Annotated in this window: 10 protein-coding genes; 4 read left to right on the plus strand and 6 right to left on the minus strand. The window is 74.2% G+C overall.

The window, feature by feature from the left end:
- Positions 1–43 precede the first annotated feature (43 nt).
- On the minus strand, positions 44–1537 hold the full coding sequence (locus tag ACWDLG_RS32145) for an alpha/beta hydrolase family protein (protein WP_449927265.1): 1494 nt from the start codon (positions 1535–1537) through the stop codon (positions 44–46).
- A 121-nt stretch (positions 1538–1658) separates the two neighbouring features.
- Here ACWDLG_RS32145 and ACWDLG_RS32150 point away from each other — a divergent pair, with 121 nt between their 5' ends.
- The 4 genes from ACWDLG_RS32150 (at position 1659) to ACWDLG_RS32165 (ending at position 9804) form a co-directional block, all read left to right on the plus strand.
- Positions 1659–2771, plus strand: coding sequence for an exonuclease SbcCD subunit D (locus ACWDLG_RS32150; RefSeq protein WP_449927268.1), 1113 nt, complete (start codon positions 1659–1661; stop codon positions 2769–2771).
- A complete protein-coding gene (locus ACWDLG_RS32155; RefSeq protein ID WP_449927272.1) occupies positions 2772–7847 on the plus strand; it encodes an AAA family ATPase in 5076 nt (1691 codons plus the stop codon).
- Between the two features lie 170 nt (positions 7848–8017).
- Positions 8018–8389 (plus strand): VOC family protein, encoded by a 372-nt coding sequence (locus tag ACWDLG_RS32160; protein ID WP_354907372.1) that lies wholly within the window; start codon positions 8018–8020, stop codon positions 8387–8389.
- Complete coding sequence (locus ACWDLG_RS32165) at positions 8386–9804, plus strand: MFS transporter (RefSeq protein WP_449927276.1); 1419 nt, start codon at positions 8386–8388, stop codon at positions 9802–9804. Before ACWDLG_RS32160 ends, ACWDLG_RS32165 begins: the two co-directional genes overlap by 4 nt.
- A 208-nt stretch (positions 9805–10012) precedes the next feature.
- Here the strand turns inward: ACWDLG_RS32165 and ACWDLG_RS32170 are convergent, their stop codons facing one another.
- The 5 genes from ACWDLG_RS32170 to ACWDLG_RS32190 form a co-directional block, all read right to left on the minus strand.
- On the minus strand, positions 10013–10216 hold the full coding sequence (locus ACWDLG_RS32170) for a hypothetical protein (RefSeq protein ID WP_449927280.1): 204 nt from the start codon (positions 10214–10216) through the stop codon (positions 10013–10015).
- A 75-nt stretch (positions 10217–10291) separates the two neighbouring features.
- On the minus strand, positions 10292–11587 hold the full coding sequence (locus ACWDLG_RS32175) for a threonine/serine ThrE exporter family protein (RefSeq protein WP_449927283.1): 1296 nt from the start codon (positions 11585–11587) through the stop codon (positions 10292–10294).
- Between the two features lie 130 nt (positions 11588–11717).
- The gene (locus tag ACWDLG_RS32180; RefSeq protein ID WP_449927285.1) at positions 11718–15017 is read right to left on the minus strand and encodes a chromosome partitioning protein ParA; all 3300 of its coding nucleotides are present in this window, start codon (positions 15015–15017) and stop codon (positions 11718–11720) included.
- Positions 15018–16664, minus strand: a complete 1647-nt coding sequence (locus ACWDLG_RS32185; RefSeq protein ID WP_449927288.1) for a hypothetical protein — start codon at positions 16662–16664, stop codon at positions 15018–15020. It lies immediately after the preceding gene.
- The gene (locus tag ACWDLG_RS32190) at positions 16661–17860 is read right to left on the minus strand and encodes a hypothetical protein (RefSeq protein ID WP_449927291.1); all 1200 of its coding nucleotides are present in this window, start codon (positions 17858–17860) and stop codon (positions 16661–16663) included. The genes ACWDLG_RS32185 and ACWDLG_RS32190 overlap by 4 nt, the downstream gene beginning before the upstream one ends.
- Positions 17861–17953 lie beyond the last annotated feature (93 nt).

The raw sequence follows: 17953 nt of genomic DNA on the forward strand, positions 1-17953 counted from the left end.
AGCGCGCTCACCAGGCGAGCGCCGGCCACCGGAGAGGCCTCACTCACCAGGGGAAGGCGAACAGGCCGTAGTAGGCGGCGGCCACCAGCAGCAGGCCCGTGCCGCCGAGCACGCCCGCGATGGCCACGTGCTGCCACCTGCTCGGCCGCATGCCCTCGCGCAGGCCCGACACCACCGCCGCCACGGCCGTCACCTCCTGCAGCAGCATGAGGACGGCCAGCACCCGCACGACCAGCCAACCGGCGAGCACGGCGGGCCACGCGCCCGCCTGATTGATCGAGAACATCACCAGCAGCGTGATGAAGGCCAGCACCGCGGCCAGCAGACCGACGCCCGTCCAGGCCATCCGGCGCAGCCGGCGCCGGATCGGCGGCCACAGCCTGGCGTTGGTCTCCTCCAGCGTGGTGTGGCGGCCGCGCAGCCGTACGAACATCACCGCGACGGGACCGGCGACGTAGCCGACGGCCGCCAGGCAGATCGTCAGCCCGAGCATCGCCCCGCCGGCGTACCAGGGCGCGGCGGGCACGTCGCTGGCCGCGAAACGCTGCACCGGGGTGGCGCCCGCCAGGTGCAGCGGGGGCTCGGCGGTGCGGGGCAGGCCGAGGATCCAGTTGCCGAGCGTGTCGAGGTAGCCGGGGGTGAACGGGCCGCCGCTGATGCGCATCGCGTGGTCCGCCCTGGCCAGGTAGCGGATCGTGTACCTGGCGTTGCCGGCCTTCGTCAAGCCCTTGATCAGCGCCTCGGTGCTCTCCACGAACGGGATGGACGGGTCGGCCGTGCCGTACAGGGCCAGGACCGGTTGGCTGATCCGCTCCAGCGCCGGCGTCGCGTCGTAGCGCAGGAAGTCGAAGCCCACCCCGCCCATCGCCCTGGTCAGCAGGTCGCGCGCGCCGATCGGGGCGTGCAGGCGCAGCAACTGCTCGTTCAGCGCCCACGCGACCTGGCGCAGCGGCGAGACGTTCGGCGAGGAGACCAGCACGACGAAGCCCACGTCGGTGCTCTTGGCCGCGGCGATCGGCACCACCCAGCCGCCCTCGCTGACGCCCCACACGCCGGTGCGCAGCGGATCGACGTCGGGCCTGGCGCGCAGGTGCGCCACCATGCGCAGCACGTCGTCGGCGAGCAGGCCGAAGTCCCTGCTGCGGAAGTTGTAGCCGACCTCGCGCTTGTCGTAGGCGAGCGTCACCACGCCCGCCCTGGCGAGGAACTCGGCCTGGGGCGTGAACTCCTCCCTCGACCCGTTGCCCGAACCCGACACGAACACCATGGCCGGATGCCTGCCCGGCGCCAGCGGCGCCCTGATCGTGCCGTGCAGCCACTGGCCCTCGGCGGGGATGGAGAAGCGCTCGGTGCGGAACGTGCCGGTGGCCGCCACGGGCCGCCGCTCGGCCGCCGGCTGCGGCGGCAGCGACTGGAAGACCGGGTCGGCGGCCAGGGGCGGGGGGTCGAAGGCAGGGGGTAGCGCGTAGCCGACCGTGGCGAGGGCCATCAGCACCAAGCCGACCGCCACGCTCAATGTGCCTCGGCCGTTGCGCATCGGCCTCTCCATGTGAGTTGGTCTGCCCGCTGATCTTTCAGCCTACTCCCGGGGGGTGGAGTGATGCTCTGGATGTCGTTGAGACTGCTTTTGTCGGTGGGAACTGTTAGCTTCCTGCGACATGCGCCTCCTGCACACCTCCGACTGGCACCTCGGCAGGTCCTTCCACCGCGAGAGCCTCATCGAGGCGCAGGCGGCGTTCGTCGACCACCTGGTCGAGACCGTGCGCGCGGAGAAGGTCGACGTCGTCGCGGTCTCCGGCGACGTCTACGACCGGGCGCTGCCGCCCGTCGACGCCGTGGCGCTCTGCAACGAGGCGCTGCGCCGGCTCGTCGCGGCGGGCGCCCGAGTCGTCATGATCAGCGGCAACCACGACTCGGCCCGCCGTCTCGGCTTCGGCGCCGATCTCATCGACGCGGCGGGCGTCCACCTGCGTACCGACCCCGCGCGCGCGTGGCAGCCCGTGGTCGTCGGCGACGTCGCCCTCTACGGCATCCCCTACCTGGAGCCCGAGCTGGTGCGCGGCCCGTGGCAGCTGGCCGAGCGCAGCCACACCGCGGCCCTGTCCCACGCGATGGGGCTGATCAGGGCCGACGCCGTACGGCACCGCCACTCCGTGGTGCTCGCCCACGCCTTCGTGGCCGGCGGCACGGCCAGCGACAGCGAGCGCGACATCAGCGTCGGCGGCGTCGCCCACGTGCCGCTCGCCGCCTTCGACGGGGTCGACTACGTCGCGCTCGGCCACCTGCACGGCCGCCAGCGGATGGCCGACCACGTCCGCTACTCCGGCTCGCCGCTGGCCTACTCCTTCTCCGAGACCGACCACGTGAAGGGCTCGTGGCTGGTGACGGTCGGCTCACCCGGCGCCGACTTCGTGCCCGCGCCCGTGCCCCGCCCCGTCGGCAGGCTGCGCGGCACGCTCGACGACCTGCTGGCCGACCCCGCGCTCGCCGCGCGCGAGGGCCACTGGCTCCACGTCACCCTGACCGACGCGGTGCGCCCCAAGTCGGCGATGGACCGGCTGCGCGCCCGCTTCCCGCACACGCTCGCCCTAGCCTTCGACCCGCAGGGCGCCGCCCCCGCCCGCCGCCCCGTACGGCTGGCCGGGCGCCCGGAGGTCGAGGTGGCACTCGACTTCGTGCGCGAGGTCAGAGGCGAGCCCGCCGACCCCCTGGAGGAGCGGCTGCTGCGCGAGGCCGTCGAGGCGTCGAGGATCAAGGAGGTCATGGTCTAGATGCGGCCGCACCGGCTGACCCTCACCGCTTTCGGGTCCTTCCCCGGCACCGAGACGGTCGACTTCGACACCCTGTCGGAGGCGGGGCTGTTCCTCGTCCACGGGCCCACGGGCGCGGGCAAGACCACGCTGCTCGACGCGCTCTGCTTCGCCCTCTACGGCGTGGTGCCGGGGCAGCGCAACAGCGCGCGCAGCCTGCGCTGTGACCACGCGCCGCCGTCGGTGGGGCCTTCGGTGACGCTCGAGGTGACGCTGCGGGGGCGGCTGCTGCGCATCCAGCGCTCGCCCGCCTGGACGCGACCCAAGCTGCGCGGCACCGGCGTCACCGAGGAGAAGGCGAAGGTCATCGTCTCCGAGCACGTCCGCGAGGAGGGCTGGCAGGGGCTGACCACCCGCGCCGACGAGGCGGGCGACCTGGTGGGCGGGCTGCTCGGGATGAACGCCGACCAGTTCTGCCAGGTCGCGATGCTGCCGCAGGGCGACTTCGCGCGCTTCCTGCGGGCCGACGGGGAGGAACGGCGGCGGCTGCTGGAGCGGCTGTTCACGGTGAAGGTGTTCACCGCGGCGGAGACGTGGCTGGCCGAACGGCGCAAGCAGACCTGGCGGGAGTCGCAGGAGGGGCGGCAGGAGGTCGAATACGCGGTCAAGCGACTGGAGGAGGCGGCGGGCGACGTCCTCGAGGCCGCCTCGTCCCGACCCGACGGCCTTGCCTGCGCTGCGGACGGCGACGGCCTGGTCTCCGCTCCTGGCACGGGCGCGGGCGGCGACGGTTCGGTCTCCGCTCCTGGGGTCGTCGGCGCCGGTGGTGACGGTTCCGGCTCCGCGCCTGGCGCCATGGGGCGGGTCGTTGACGGCAGGGGTTCCGTTCCTGGCGGCGTGGGTCCCGGTGCCGAAGGGCTCGACCCTGGCTCGCATGTTCCCGCTCCCCGAGCCGCCCGCGGTGCCGCGGTGCGCGCCGTGTCGCCGGGCGCCGTGCCCGCTCCCCGTAGCGGCGCCGACGACCCGCCGACGGCGGAGAGCGACCCGCTGGCGTGGTCCGGCCTGTTGCGCGCGGCGGCCGCGGCGGTGGTGAACCGTGCCACCCAGGCGTGCGAGGCAGGGGAGGCGGCCCTGCGGGAGCACCGCGAGAGGTTCGAGCGGGCGAGCGCGCTGGCCGACCGGCAGCGCCGTCACGCCGAGGCGCTGGCCCAGCGCCGGACGCTCGACGAACGCGCGGAGGAGCGCTCCGACCTGCTCACGGTCCTCGACGAGGCGGCACGCGCCGACCGCGTGCTGCCGCTGATCAACGCCGCCCGCCAGCGCGCCGCCGCCGCGAGCAAGGCTCGGCACCTCGCCACCGACGCGATAGCCCGCGCCACCCCCTTCCTCGACACCCGGGCGCACCTCGCCCCCACGACCCCACCCCCGGGCAGCCGCCCAGCCGTTGATCCGCTCACCTCTTCCGGCGCGCTTCATGGGACAGGCCGGGAAGCGTTCGACGATGGTGGGCGACCCGGCGGCCCACACCTGGACGAACCTGGAGCCGACGCGCACAGGCCCGGCCGTTCCCCAGGCCGACCGGACGCCTACGCGCTCGGGGACGTGGGATTCCCTGGTCGGCCTGGAGCCGGCTCGCCCGGATTCGCGGTTGCTCCGGGCGTGCTGGCGGAGCTCGAGCGGGAACGGCTGGGCGAGATCACCAGGGTCTCGGAACTGCTCGCCGACGAGAGCAGGCTCGTCCAGCTCCGGCACGAGCTGCGCGCCGGCGAGCAGGAGATCGTGGCGCTGTCCACCAAGGAGCGCGCAGCCGCCGCCCGTCTGGAAGAACTCCCGAGCCTGGTGAAGGCGGCCGATGACGCCGCGGCCAAGGCCAGGCTCGACGCGGCGATGATCCCCGGCGCAGAGGCCGCCAGGTCCGGCGCCGCCACACGTCTCGAGGCGATCGAACGCCGCGACTACCTTCTGGCCGACGTCGCCGCCGCCCGGACGGCCCTGGCCGCCCGCCTCCGCGACCCGGCCCTCGCGTATGCGCTCACCGACCTGCTGACCCACTTGACGGGCCCAGCCGAAGCCGGCCCGGGCGATCTGCCTCTGGCTGACCCGGAGGCGGGCCGGATCGGCCCCGGTAGGACCGGTGGGGCCGGTGGCGAGGCGGCGACCCGGCCGGTCATCGACGAGTTGGTGGCCTGGCTGACGGATCCGGCCGGCGCCGAGCACGACATCCGCCGGCGGGATCTCGCGCTCGGCGATGCGCTCGCGAACCTGGCGGACCACCTGGCCGACTCCGGCGACACCAGCGTGGCCGCGGCAGCGACGGGTCTTTCCCGGCAGGAAGCGCCGTGGCGGAGCGTCACGGCGTGGGGGCGGCCGGCCGAACGCGCGATGCGCGACCAGGTCGCCGCTCTCGAAGGGTTGCGCGCCGACGAGGCCAGGCTCGCCGATCTCGACGAACGGCTCGCCGTACTGACCGGAGAGCTCGGCACGCTCGCCGAACGTGAAGCCGCGGGCCGGGCCGCCGTGGACGAGCTTCCCGCCGCGCTTCACGACATGGCGGCGCGGCTGGCCGAGGCGCGTGCCGCCGCCGGCCGACTGCCGTCGGCGGCGGCCGCCCGGGATACGGCGGCGTCCCGGCTCGCGGCGGCCGGGCGGCGGCAGGAGCTGGAAGGCGACCTGGATGCCGCACGCGCCGCCCACGGCATGGCGGTCGAGCTCGCACAGGACCTCCGCGACCGGTTGCAGGAGGTACGGCAGGCCCGCATCGACGGGATGGCGGCCGAACTGGCGGCCGAGCTGGCCGACGGGCAGCCGTGCGCGGTGTGCGGTTCGGCCGAGCACCCCGCGCCCGCCGCCCCAGCCGGGATCGCCTATGCCGCAGATGACGAGATCGAGGCGCAGGCCGCCTATGACGCCGCGCTCGCCGAGCGGCAGGCGTCCGACGGGCTGCTGTCCTCGCTCATCTCGCGGCTGGACGAACTGGCCGAGGCCCCCGCCCCCGAGGAGGCGGAGGCGGAACTGGCCGCCGCTGAGGGCGAGATGGCGGTGCTGGCGGCGCTGGCCGGGGAGGAGTCCGCGTGCGAGCGCGCCGTGCTGGCGCTGGAGGCGGAGCTGGACCAGGCTCGTGACCAGCTCCACGAGACGGAGCGGCGGCTGACGGAGGCGCGGGCGGAGGTGTCGGCGCTGACGGGGGAGCGGGAGCGCATCCACGCTCGCCTGGAAGCAGCGCGGGGCGCCGACGCCGGTCTGGGAGCGCGCAGGCGGCGCCTCGGCGACGAGATCCGCCTGCTGGCCGAGCTGACCAGGACCGCCGAACGGGTGGAGGAGATCACCGCCCGGCTCGACGACGCGCTCGACACCCTCGCCCGGCTCCTTGCCCCGGTCTCGGTCCCCGCCGCGGCTTCGGTCGATTCCAGGGCGGATGACAGCGGATGCAACGGCTCCGGCACCGGACACCACGGCGCAGGGCACTCCGGCACCGAGCACTCCGGCACCGAGCACTCCGGCGCAGAGCACTACAGCGCTGGGCACTCCGGCGTCGAGCACTCCGACGCTGGGCATGCTGGCTCTGGGCATTACGGCGCCGAGCATTCCTGCACGGGGCATTACGGCGCCGGGCACTCGGGCGCCGAGCATTCCTGCACGGGGCATTTGGGGCACTCCGGTGGCATCACGGGCGGTGGCGTCATGGGGGATCCTCCCTCTTCTCTCGCCGCCGGAGCAGCCCTGTCCTCGCCTGACTGGTCGAGGCCCGATGGTGGTGACGGGGCGGTTGAGCGGCAGCCCGAGGTCCCGGCCCGCCAGGCGGATCCGCGGACCTGGGCGGCCCGGGTCACCAGAGCGTGGGCCGCCGCCGAGCTCGACGCGGCCGACCGGGAGGTGGCCAGGCTGAGGTCGGCCGCCTCCGCGCATCCCAGGCTGGCCTCCAGGGCGGCCGAGCTGGCCGCCGAACACGCCGGCACCGCCGACGCCTTCCGCGAGCTCGGCCTGCGGCTGGCCGCCTGCCGTACCAGGTGCGAGGAGCTCGAAGCCGAGACCGTACGGCTGGCGTCCCGCATCGACGCCGCCAGGGGCGCCGACCCGACGCTCACCGCCAGGCTCGAACGGCTGCGGGAGGAGGCGCAGCTCCTGCGCGAGGCCCACGAGGCCACGCAGGCCGCCGAGGCCGCCGCGGCCGAGCACCGCAAGGCCGTTGAGGCGGCGAAGCAGGCGGCCGTGGCCGCGGGGTTCGCGGACGTGGAGGACGTGCTGCCTGCCGTACGCACCTCTGAAGAGAGGGAGCGGAAGGCCGAACGGCTCCGCGAGCTCGACGCCGCGCACGCGGCGGTGACGCGCGCGCTGGCCGACCCCGAGCTGGTGGCCGCCGCGGCGGAGCCGGTGCCTGACCTGGCGGCGATGGCGGCCGCGAGGGAGGAGGCCGAACGGGCGCACACCGCGCTGGCCTCGGCGCGTGACCGGGCGGAGCGGCGCGTGCGCAGGTTGGCCGAGCTGCACGAGGAGCTGGTCGCCTGCCTCGACCGCTGGCAGCCAGCGGCCGACCGGCATCGGCTGGCCGAACGGCTGGCGGCGCTGGCCAACGGCACCTCGGGCGACAACCAGTGGAGTATGAGCCTGTCGTCGTACGTGCTGGGCGAGCGGCTCAGGCAGGTCGTCGACGCCGCCAACGAGCGCCTCGACCATATGTCGGACGGCCGCTACCAGCTCCAGCACGACCTGCGCAAGACGGCGGGCGCGCGTGGACGGGCGGGCGGCGGGCTCGGGTTGCGGGTGCTCGACGCGTGGACGGGTGTCGACCGCGACCCGGCGACGCTGTCGGGAGGGGAGAGCTTCATCACCTCGCTGGCGCTGGCGCTGGGACTGGCCGACGTGGTGAGCGCGGAGGCGGGCGGCGCGGAGATCGGGATGCTGTTCGTGGACGAGGGGTTCGGCACGCTCGACGAGGACACGCTCGACGGGGTGCTCGACATCCTCGACGGGTTGCGCGACGGCGGGAGGGCGGTCGGCATCGTCAGCCATGTGGGGGAGCTGCGCACCAGGATTCCGGCGCAGCTCAAGGTCACCAAGGCGAGGGCGGGATCGACACTGTCGGTCACGGCTCCCTAGTCAAGGCACGGGCCCGGATCGACGCTGTCGGTCACGGTGGCTTGGCGCCGGTGTGGCCCGGCCGTGCGGTCGTGTCCCAGAGGCCGCCGTACCCGGACACGACCGCGGCGATCCCGGCGTTGACGGTGGAGGCGCGGCTGCCCGGTGCCCTCGCCTGACAGGATGGGCGCATGGTGAGCATCGGGCAGGTGGTTCTCGGCGTCACGGAGATGCCACGGGCGGTACGGTTCTGGACACAGGCGTTGCACTACATCCCGAGGGCCGGAGCGGTCACGGACCGATGGACGATCCTCGATCCGGTGAACGGCCTGGGCGTCCCCGTCGCGCTGGGGCTCAGTTCGTCGCCGGTGGAGCCGGTCCCGCGCATCCACCTGGACCTGTTCGCGGAGACGACGCAGGAGCAGCAGCAGGAGATCGAGCGGCTCGTCGCGCTGGGCGCCGAGCGGGTGCAATGGGACCACTACCCGGACGACGCGGACTTCGTCGTGCTCGCCGACCCGGAGGGCAACAGGTTCTGCGTCATCGACCTGAGCCACGGATGAGCACGCCGCCACCGGGCCGACCCGAGCCGCAGGCGGGCATGCCGTCGAACGGATCCGAGCCGCAGGCGGGCATGCCGCCGAACGGATCCGAGCCGCAGGCGGGCATGCTGTCGAACGGGCCCGAGCCGCGGGTGGGCACGCCGCCGCCGACCAGGACCCGCGTCGCCGCCGCCAGCCTAGTCGGCACCGCGATCGAGTTCTACGACTTCTACATCTATGGCACGGCCGCCGCCCTGGTGCTCAACACCGCCTTCTTCCCCGAACTGGACGAACTTGCCGGCACCTTGGCGGCCTTCTCCACCTTCGCCGTGGCGTTCGTGGCACGCCCGCTCGGCTCGGCGATCTTCGGGCATTGGGGCGACCGCATCGGCCGCACGTCCATGCTGGTCGTGTCGCTGCTGCTCATGGGACTGTCGACGGTCGCGATCGGCCTGCTGCCCGGGTACGCGGCCATCGGGGTGGCCGCGCCGGTGCTGCTGGTGCTGCTGCGCTTCACCCAGGGCATCGGCCTGGGCGGCGAGTGGGGCGGCGCCGCGCTGCTGGCCACCGAACACGCGCCGCCGGGCAAACGCGGCCACTACGCGATGTTCCCGCAGCTCGGACCGCCGGTCGGCTTCATCGCCGCCAACGGGCTCTTCCTCGTCCTCGGCGGTGTGCTGACCGACGAGCAGTTCCTCGGATGGGGCTGGCGGCTGCCGTTCGTGGCGAGTCTGGTGCTGGTGGCCGTCGGCCTCTACGTCCGGGTGAAGATCTCCGAGACGCCGGTCTTCCAAGCGGCGATGGACCAGCGGAGGCTCGCCAGGGTGCCGCTCGCTGGCCTGCTGCGCCACCAGTGGCGCAGGGTACTGCTCGGCGCGGGCACGATGGTGATCACATACACCCTCTTCTACACGGCCACCACGTACGGCCTGGCGTACGGCACCGCGACACTGAAGATCCCGCGGACCACGATGCTGGCCCTCACGATGGTCGGCGTGGTGTTCATGGGGATCGGCACGGCCGTCTCCGCGTCGGCCTCCGACCGCATCGGCCGCCGCCGTACGCTCGGCTACGGCACCGCCGCCGCGATCGGGTGGGGGCTGGTGATGTTCCCGCTGATGCAGACGGCCTCCGTGCCGTTGGTCGGGCTGGCGCTCGCGGGCGCGCTGACGCTGATGGGGTTGATCTTCGGGCCGATGGGCGCCTACCTGCCCGAGCTGTTCCGCACCGAGTACCGGTACAGCGGCGCGTCGGTGGCCTACAGCCTGGGCGGTGTCCTCGGCGGCGCGATCCCGCCGTTGGTCGCCACCCAGATGCAGGTCAGCGGGCTGCCGGTGTTCTACGTCGGCGTCTACGTCTCCGCGATGGCCGTTCTGAGCCTGCTGTGCCTGCTCGCCCTGCCGGAGACCGGCACACGGCGGCTCGCCGGAGAATAGCGGTCCGGGCTGGAGAAACACCCCTCAAGGGACGGCGGCGCGATGCTGGGGACGACCGGGGAACGGGGGAGACGCGACAACGGCCCTGCCACGGCGCGACAAGGCCGTCCGGGGAGCGCGACAAAGCCGGCCAGGCCATGGCACGACAAGGCCGCATGGTGGGGGCGAATCAAGCCATGGCTCAACAAGGTCGCATGGTGGACGTGAGTCACAGCCGGCCAGGGAACAGGAGCGGCAGCTCGCGCGGATGAGCGGCGATCAGCCGGAGCTCGTCGTCGGTCAGCGGCCTGCCGGTCATCGCGTTGCAGAGCTGGACCAGTTCGAACGTCAGCTCCTCCTCCTTCACCTCCACCGCCAGACCGTCCATGACGTGCCGGGAGCCGGCCTTGCCGCCGTACTCACTGGTCAGCACGACCCACGCCCGCCGCGCGTGCCGGTCCTCGGGGAACCCCCGGCCGGCGGCACCGCCGTACCGTCACCCGCCCGGTCAGTAGCCGCGGGTGCGGCGGGCGGCGGGACGCGTCCTGCGGGCGATGCCGCGCCCGCGGAACGCGCGCAGGATCTCCGCGCCCAGAATCACTCCCGCGCCGATGCCGACCGCGAGCGACAGTGCCTCGACCAGGTGAAGCAGGCCCGACAGCACGTTGTCGAGGCTCAGCTCCAGCATCCCCCGGTACAGCGCGCTGCCCGGCAGCAGCGGGCCGATCGACGGGATCACCACCACCGCCGACGGCACCCGCACCAGCCGCCCGTACACGCCGCCGAGCAGTCCGACCACCGCTGCCGCGACCGTCGTCGCACCCAGGGCGGGCACGCCGTTGGCGGCCAGCGACACGAACGTCAGCCAGATCAGCCCGCCGCCCAGCGCACCCGGCAGCAGATGGCGGGGCGGCACCAACAACGCCACCGCGAACGTCAGGCTCAGCGCCAGCGCGCCGCCCACCTGGGCAGGCGCCAGCGACAGCGGCGCGGACGGCACGCTTTCCACCGTGATCGGCACGCCCAGCCTGACCGCCGCCGTCAGCGTCGTGCTGATGCCGGCGATGACCGCCGCCACGATGAACACCACCTCGCTCAGCCGCGCGGTCGCCGTGACGTACTCGCCCGCGATGCCGTCCTGCACGCAGGCCACCAGCGGCCTGCCGGGCAGCAGCGCGACCACGGCGCCGACCACCGCGGCTCCCGCCTCGACCGGGACGCGCTGCCAGATCAGCAGGACCGGCACCATCGAGCCGAACATCGCGGCCACCGCCGTCTGGAAGAACTCCGCCACGCCCCTGCGCGCCAGCGCCGCGGCCGCCCTGTCGCCGAGCACCGTCGCCACGAACGCCGCCGCCGCCACCGTCGGGCCGCCGCCGATCAGCACCGCGGCAGACGCCGCGATCAACGCCGACGACGTCACCACCGCCCACTCGGGGTAGACGCGCACCCGCCTGGTGATCTCCCTCAGCCGTTCCTCGGTCTCGGCCAGCGACAACTCCCTCGAGGCCACCTCGCCGACGAGGTGATGCACGGCGATCAGCCGGTCGTAGTCGGGTTGACGCCTGCGCACCCGCCGCTCGGCCGTCGCGGGCGGCCTGCCGTCGGACGGGACGTGCGACAGGGTGATCGCGGACAGGTTCACGTCCGCCTCGACCTGGCGCATGCCGTACCTCTCGAGGATCCTGCGCATGGCGCCCGCGACGTTCTCGGTCGCCTCGCCGCTGCCCAGCAACAGCTCGCCGACCCGCAACGCCAGCGCCATGGCACGATGCCCCTCGGCATCGGAAGCGGAATGTGTCATCGCCTGGCGTCATACCCGCAGCCCAGGCCTTGGATCAACCGGCACCCGCCGCTTTCCGCCCGAGGCCCGGCCCCGGCCCTCGGCATGAAGGCGACGTGGGTGGGCTCGGCGCGCGGGTGAGTGGCCTCCGTCAGGTCGTGGGCTCCAGGGCGCGGGGGCGGCTCACGTAGGCGGCCAGCGCACGTACCCGTTCCGCGTGCTCGTCGTGACCCACGATCACCGGCGGCTCGTTGTACGGCATCGCGTCGGAGCTCCGCCGCAGCTTGATGTACTGCCCGCACGCGTCGATCGCGTACGGCTCCATGTCGTCCTGGAGCGCGCCGATCACCGTGATCCCGTACGTCTCGCCGATCCGGCGGAACAGCGCCACCGCCTCCCTGCGGTGCTCCTTGCCCAGGTTGCGGCCCAGTTCGTCGAGCACCAGGCACAGGTGACCGCCGCCCGAGGACGCGATGGCCGCCGCGCACACCAGCTTGACGGCCTTCTCGTCCATCAGCGCCGTGTTCGCCCTGCGGTTGTACGGCACGAAGCCCTGCCCCTCGCCGCGCCGCCACTTGGGGGTGACCCGCCACTGCCAGCGCTGTTCGGGGTCGGCGGGCGCGGGCGGCACCGGGAACTCCAGGGTCGCGCCGTAACCGCCGTAGGAGGTGTCGAGCTTCTCGAACTCCTCGGCCACCCGGCCCAGCCGCGCCTTGATCGCCGCCGTCAGCGCCGCCCTGTGCACCGCCGTCGACTGCGCGGCCTCCTCGGCGCCCTTGTCCGCCGCCGCGAGGTCTCGCTGCCGGGTCACCACCTGCGACTCGATCTGGCGGCGCTGGTGCTTCTCGTACTCCTCCTGCCCGCGCAGGTAGGAGGCCAGCGACCCGCACACCGCCGCGAACGTGGCCTGCTCCCTGCTGGCCCTGCCCGTGCGCTCGCTCATGAGGAAGCGCAGCTCCTCGGGCACCTCCTCCTCGTCGTCGCCCGGGAAGGTGTCGCGGAAGGCCTGGTCGAGATGGCGTTCGGCGATCCGCCACCACTCCTCCGCGGTGCGCGGACGCTCCTCCTCCTGCAGCGCCGCGATCCAGGCGCGGGCCTCGTCGAGCGCGCCGCCCCACTCCCGGCCCAGCTCGTCGAGCCGTAGCCCCTCGCGCTCGGCGGTGAGCTTGGCCGCCGCGTCGCGAGCCTGGGCGCGCTCCGCCTCGTGCCGGCCCCTGCGGCCCTCCAGCCGCTCGATCTCCATGTCGCGGGTACGCGCCCGGAAGTCGAGCGCGGACGCCTGCTGCTCGGCCACCGCCACCGCGGGCGTCAGCTCCTGGAGCGTCTCGGTCAGCTCGGCCAGCTGGGTCCTGCGCTCGGACAGCCGCTGTTCGATCTCGCCGAGCCGCACACCCGCCTGGGCGCCGTCGAGCCGCTGCTGCGCCTCGGCCACCCGTTCCTCGCCCGCCTTGACGGCCTGCGCCGCCTCTTCCTGGGTGTCCTTGGCACGGTTGAGCCGCTGCTCGGCCGCCTTGATGCGGGCCTCCCTGCCCGTGGCGACCCCGTCGAACGCGCCGACCACGCTGACGCCCGCCGAGCTGACCAGCACCGAGCCCGGCAGTTCGCGCAGCGCCTCGGCGGCCACGCCGAGCTGGGCGGCGTCGACGATCACCGCGTGTTCGGTGGGCCAGCCCCGCAGGCCCGTGTGGTCGCGGGCCTGCTCGGCCACGTCGAGGGCGTCGAGCAGGCCGGTCGCGCCGACCCCCGCCGCCGCGAGCGCGGTGAGCTGCGCGGCGGCCGGCCCGCCCTCCGCGTCGTCGAGCGCCGCCTGCGCCGAGGCGACCTCACGGTCGGCCACGCCCAGCGCCTTGAGCGCCTCGTTCAGCCGTCCGCGCGCCTCGGCCAGCTCCCGCTCGGCCGCCGGCACGTCACGCCCGTCGGCCAGGCGCCGCCGCTCCTCCAGCGAGGGGATCATGCCGCGCAGCTCGTCGGCGGAGTTCTCGGCCACCGCCCGGTCGGCTTCCAGCTTGGCGGCCCTGGCCTGCAGCACCGCCAGCTCCTTGCGCGCCTCGGCCACCCTGCGGTCGAGCGTGTCGTCCTTCAGCGTGGCGATCTCGGCCTTGACCGTCGCGATCGCCTCGGTCGCCGTCTCCCCGGCGACCTCCAGGGTCTCGAGCTGGGCGGCGAACGCCTCGTCCCGGTCGGCGGCGTCGGCCAGCCTGCGCGCCTGCCGTCCCCGCCAGCACCGCAACGCCTCGGCGAGCCGCACCCTGGCCTGGTCGCGCCGGTCGAACGCGGCCAGCAGCGCGCTCGACTCCGTCTCGAACTCCGCCAGCCGTTCGACGGCCTGCGCCGCCTTGACCCGCTTGGCGTGCTCGTCGCGGCGGGCCTCCCGCTCCTGCTCCAGCTCGGCGTCGAGGCCGGTCAGCGCGGCGATCGCCTCGAACACCCGCTCGGGGGAGATCTCGTTGAGCGGTTGGGACAGCAGGTTGGTGGCCACCTTGCTGCGCACCGAGGTGGACAGGAACGACACGCAGCGCACGCGGTCGCCGTACAGGACCTTGGTGAGGTCCCGGGCGACCACGTCGCGGCGGCCCGCCGACCTCGGCAGCGCCGACCACACCTCGTCCGCCCTGGCCACCCGCTCGGCCTCCGAGCTCGCGGCGGCCAGGTGGATGCCGTCGCGCCAGCGGATCTCCAGGTGCGGCGCCTCCTGGTTGACCCGCAGCCAGACGGTGATCGGGCCGTTGGCGGTGTCGGGCGCGGGGAAGAGCCCCTCCCCGTCGTCGTCCGGGCCACCCAGCTCGGCCTGGAGGCCGTCCGGCAGCGCGCCGCCGCCCTTGCCGGAGTCCGTACCCGGCACGCCGCCGCCCTTGCCGGAACCCGCGCCAAGCGCGCCGCCGCTCCGCCCGGCGCCCGCGCCCGCTGTGCCGGGCGCGCCGTCACTCCGCGCGGAGGGCGCGCCGTCAATTCGCGCGGAGGGCGCGCCGTCAATTCGCGCGGAGGGCGCGCCGTCAATTCGCGCGGAGGGCGCGCCCACGGCGGGTGCGCCGCCGCCCTGTCCGACGCCCGCGCTCACCGCCTCCGACACGCCCTGGGGGGCCGTCTCGGAGGCGCCCGCGCCCGGGAGCGCCGTCCGGGCGGACGGCCCGAAGACGCCGACGATGTAGCCGTGGTCGGCGCTGGCCCACTGCCGTCCTCCGGCCCCGCTGGCCAGCTCGGCGTTGAACAGCAGCTCCGACACCGCCTTCGCCCCGGACGCGAACCGCCACTGCTCGTCACCGAGCAGCGCCGTGATCGACGCGATGAACGACGACTTTCCCGCGCCGTTGGAGTCCTTCGGCCCGGCGCCCGCCACGACGATCAGCGTGCCGGGCACGGTCGGCACCGGATGGGTGGACAGCCGCGAGATGTTGACCGCCTGGACGGCGATCAGCACCCTGTCCCCGACGACGTTCTCCACCAGTGCCACTTACTCGTCCCCCGTCTTCCGCTGTGCTCGAACGGCCGCCGCGAGCGGCGTGTGCGGCCCCGCGGCGAGAATCAGCTCCTCCTGCAGGCGCCGCCGCGCCGCCTGCGTGAGCCGGTGGAACTGCGGGCCCGGCACGTAACCGCCCGCCTCCTCACCGGCCTTGACCTGCGACAGCAACCCGGCATGCCGCAGGGTCCGCAGCGCCGCCTCCAGCTCGCCGATGGGCAGCTGGGTGTGGCGGCGCAGTTCCTCGACGGGCGTGGCGTGCGGTGACAGCCAGGTGTCCTCGGGCAGCAGACCCTCCGCCCGCGGGATCGCCACCGAGTGCACCAGCACCAGCGTCAGAACGGCCCGCTCGCTCTCGCCGAGCGTGCTGCCCGCCCGCGCGGCCACGCCGGCGTCGTAGCCGGAGATCCACCGCTCCCGCAGCTGGATCAGCGTGCGCCCGCGCCTGGCCAGCATCTCGCCGAGGGTACGGCGGAGCGCAGGGTCTCGCAGCGCGGCGAAGCGTGCCTCCTGGACGGGCTCGGCGGCGAACTCGACCGCCATGAACGCGGCCACCAGTTCGGCCCTGCGCCGCTCGTCGAAGGCGTCGAGCAGGTCGTCGAACTCGGCCCGCGCCGCCTCCACCCGGCCACCCAGCAACTCCTGCGCAGGGTCGTCGACGATGTCCGCACGGTCGTCCACATGGTCGGTGCCCGGTCGCGCGGCGGCGCTGTCGTCGCGGGTGGAGCGGCGCGATGTGTCGGCGCCCCCGTGAGGGGAGCCGGGCGGCGCTTCGCCGCTCTCGCGGGCGCGGCCCGCCGGTGCGGTGGCGTCGCCCCCGACGGCGGAGGCGAGCGGCATGCCCTCAACCTGCGCGGGGGCGGCCTGCGGGCCGGTCACGCCGTCCCCGGGGGTGGGCCCGTGCGACGTGGCGACGTCGGAAGGCCCGTGCGACGTGGTGGCGTCGGACGGTCCGAGCTGTGTGGTGGCGTCGGACGCTCCAAGCGACGTGGTGACGTCGGACGGTTCGGGTGGTGTGGCGACGTTGGACGGGCGGTCGCTCGCCGGCGGCGCGGTCGGGTCGTCCATGCCGGGCTCCGCCGGGTCTTTCCGGCCGGTCATGACCGAGGCCGCCGCGGCCACCAGGTCGGCGTCGCGTACCACGGTCAGCGCCGTCCGGTCAGCCTCGGGCAGCCGCCTGACCAGCTCCTTCAACTGCCCGTAGGACTCCACGGGCCAGGTCGCGCACCGCGGCCCGAGCCGGACGAACCCGTCGGCCATCACCACCCACGACGAGTCGTGCAGCCGCCGCAATGCGCCCACCGCCCAGTTGCGCATCAGGTCGTCGGTCCGCCCGATCAGCGCCCGGTACGTGTCGAGCACCAGCTCGACCGGCGCGGTCGCCCCCGGCCACGGGTCGCCGGACAGGTCCACCCAGCAGCATTTCAGGCACGCCGCCAGCACCCGCCTGGTCTCGCCCGACCGCTCGACGGGAATCGGGGCGACCTGGTGCTCCTCCAGCAGCGAAGGCGTCACGCCGTCGGGCCAGACGGGGACGGCCAGGTCGGCCAGCCGTACCATGCCCGCCGGTGTCGCCTCTCCGGAGCCCAGCCGCAGCGGACCCTCCGCCCTGGCACGGGCGTGGGCGAGGGAATCCGTCATGAGGTGCGCTCCAGGAAGCCGTGCGACAGCCACGCGGGCTCGTGGGCGGGGTCGGCCGTCAACTCGTCGGACCAGGTGAGCCGGTAGGGCAGCTCCGGGCGCAGGTCGATGCTGGTCAGGTCGGCCAGCAGGCGCCGTGCGGCGGCCCAGTCGGAGCCCAGCAGCCCGGTCAGCGCCACCCGGTCGGCGCCGCCGAGCACCGACTCGGCCACCGCCGCCAGGCGCTCGACCGCCGCCCCCGGCGACTGGTCGAGGGAGTCGGCGGGCCCAGGGTCGGGCAGGTCGGAGCGCGGGGGAGTGGGCTGGGCGGGCGCGGGCCGCGGGCTCTCGTCGACCGCGCGCGCGATCGCCGCCGGATCGTGCCACGGCGCGGGGGCGTCGAAGACGAACCCGTCGAGGACGGCCGCGAGCCGCTCCTTCGAGGCCGTCTGCGCGAAGGTGCGCCAGGTCTCCGACGGCAGCAGCGTCAGGTTGCGGGTGGTGCCCGCCGAGTCGGCCAGTCGGCCGGCGGCGCGGCGCGAGGCGTCGCTGTAGGCGTAGATGGCCGCCCGCAGGTCGGTGCACACCTTGTCGAGCTCGGGCCAGCGGGTGAGGATCGTGCCGTGCAGGTTCTGCGCGCGGCGGGCGATCTCCTCGGTGCCCCACAGCTTGGGCGCCTGCTCGCGCAGCTCCTCGATCGTGCCGGTGGTGAGCGTGATCAGCTCGAGCGCCCACAGGCGGAAGGCCCGCGCCAGGTTGGCGGCGCTCTGCCTGGCCTGCTCCATCGTGGTGCGCGGGTCGGCGACGTTGAGGTCTTCGAGGGCCAGCAGGCGGTGCATCTCCGACTGGCCGCCGTCGTCCATCATCCGCCTGATGAACATCAGCCCGACCACGCTGGTGAAGGAGGCGCGGTAGCGCAGCTGGTTGGGCTTGGGGAACACCTCGCGGATCGCGCCGAGCCCCTTGAGCACCCGCAGCCGGTTGTCGAACTGGTCGGCCGGGTAGGCGCGGCAGGCGAACCGCATCTGCTCGTGGGTCAGCCACTCCTCACCCGCCTCGGCGAACGCGGCGAAGAGCGTCTCGGCGATGTCGACCATCGCGGGATCGTCGACCACCGCACCGCTGTCGCGGGCCAGGGCCGCGAACATCCTGCGGTAGGTGGACAGCACCGCCTCCTCCGAGAGGGCGGCGTCGAGGGTCAGGGGCGGTTCGGGCACGCGCTCTAAGGTAGAGGTTCCCGCCGACACTTCGCGCGCGGACGCGTCGTGGCGGCAGGCGGTCCGGCGGCCGGGCACGCCGCGGAGAGGGAA

This window comes from Nonomuraea sp. NPDC003727, from assembly GCF_053586935.1.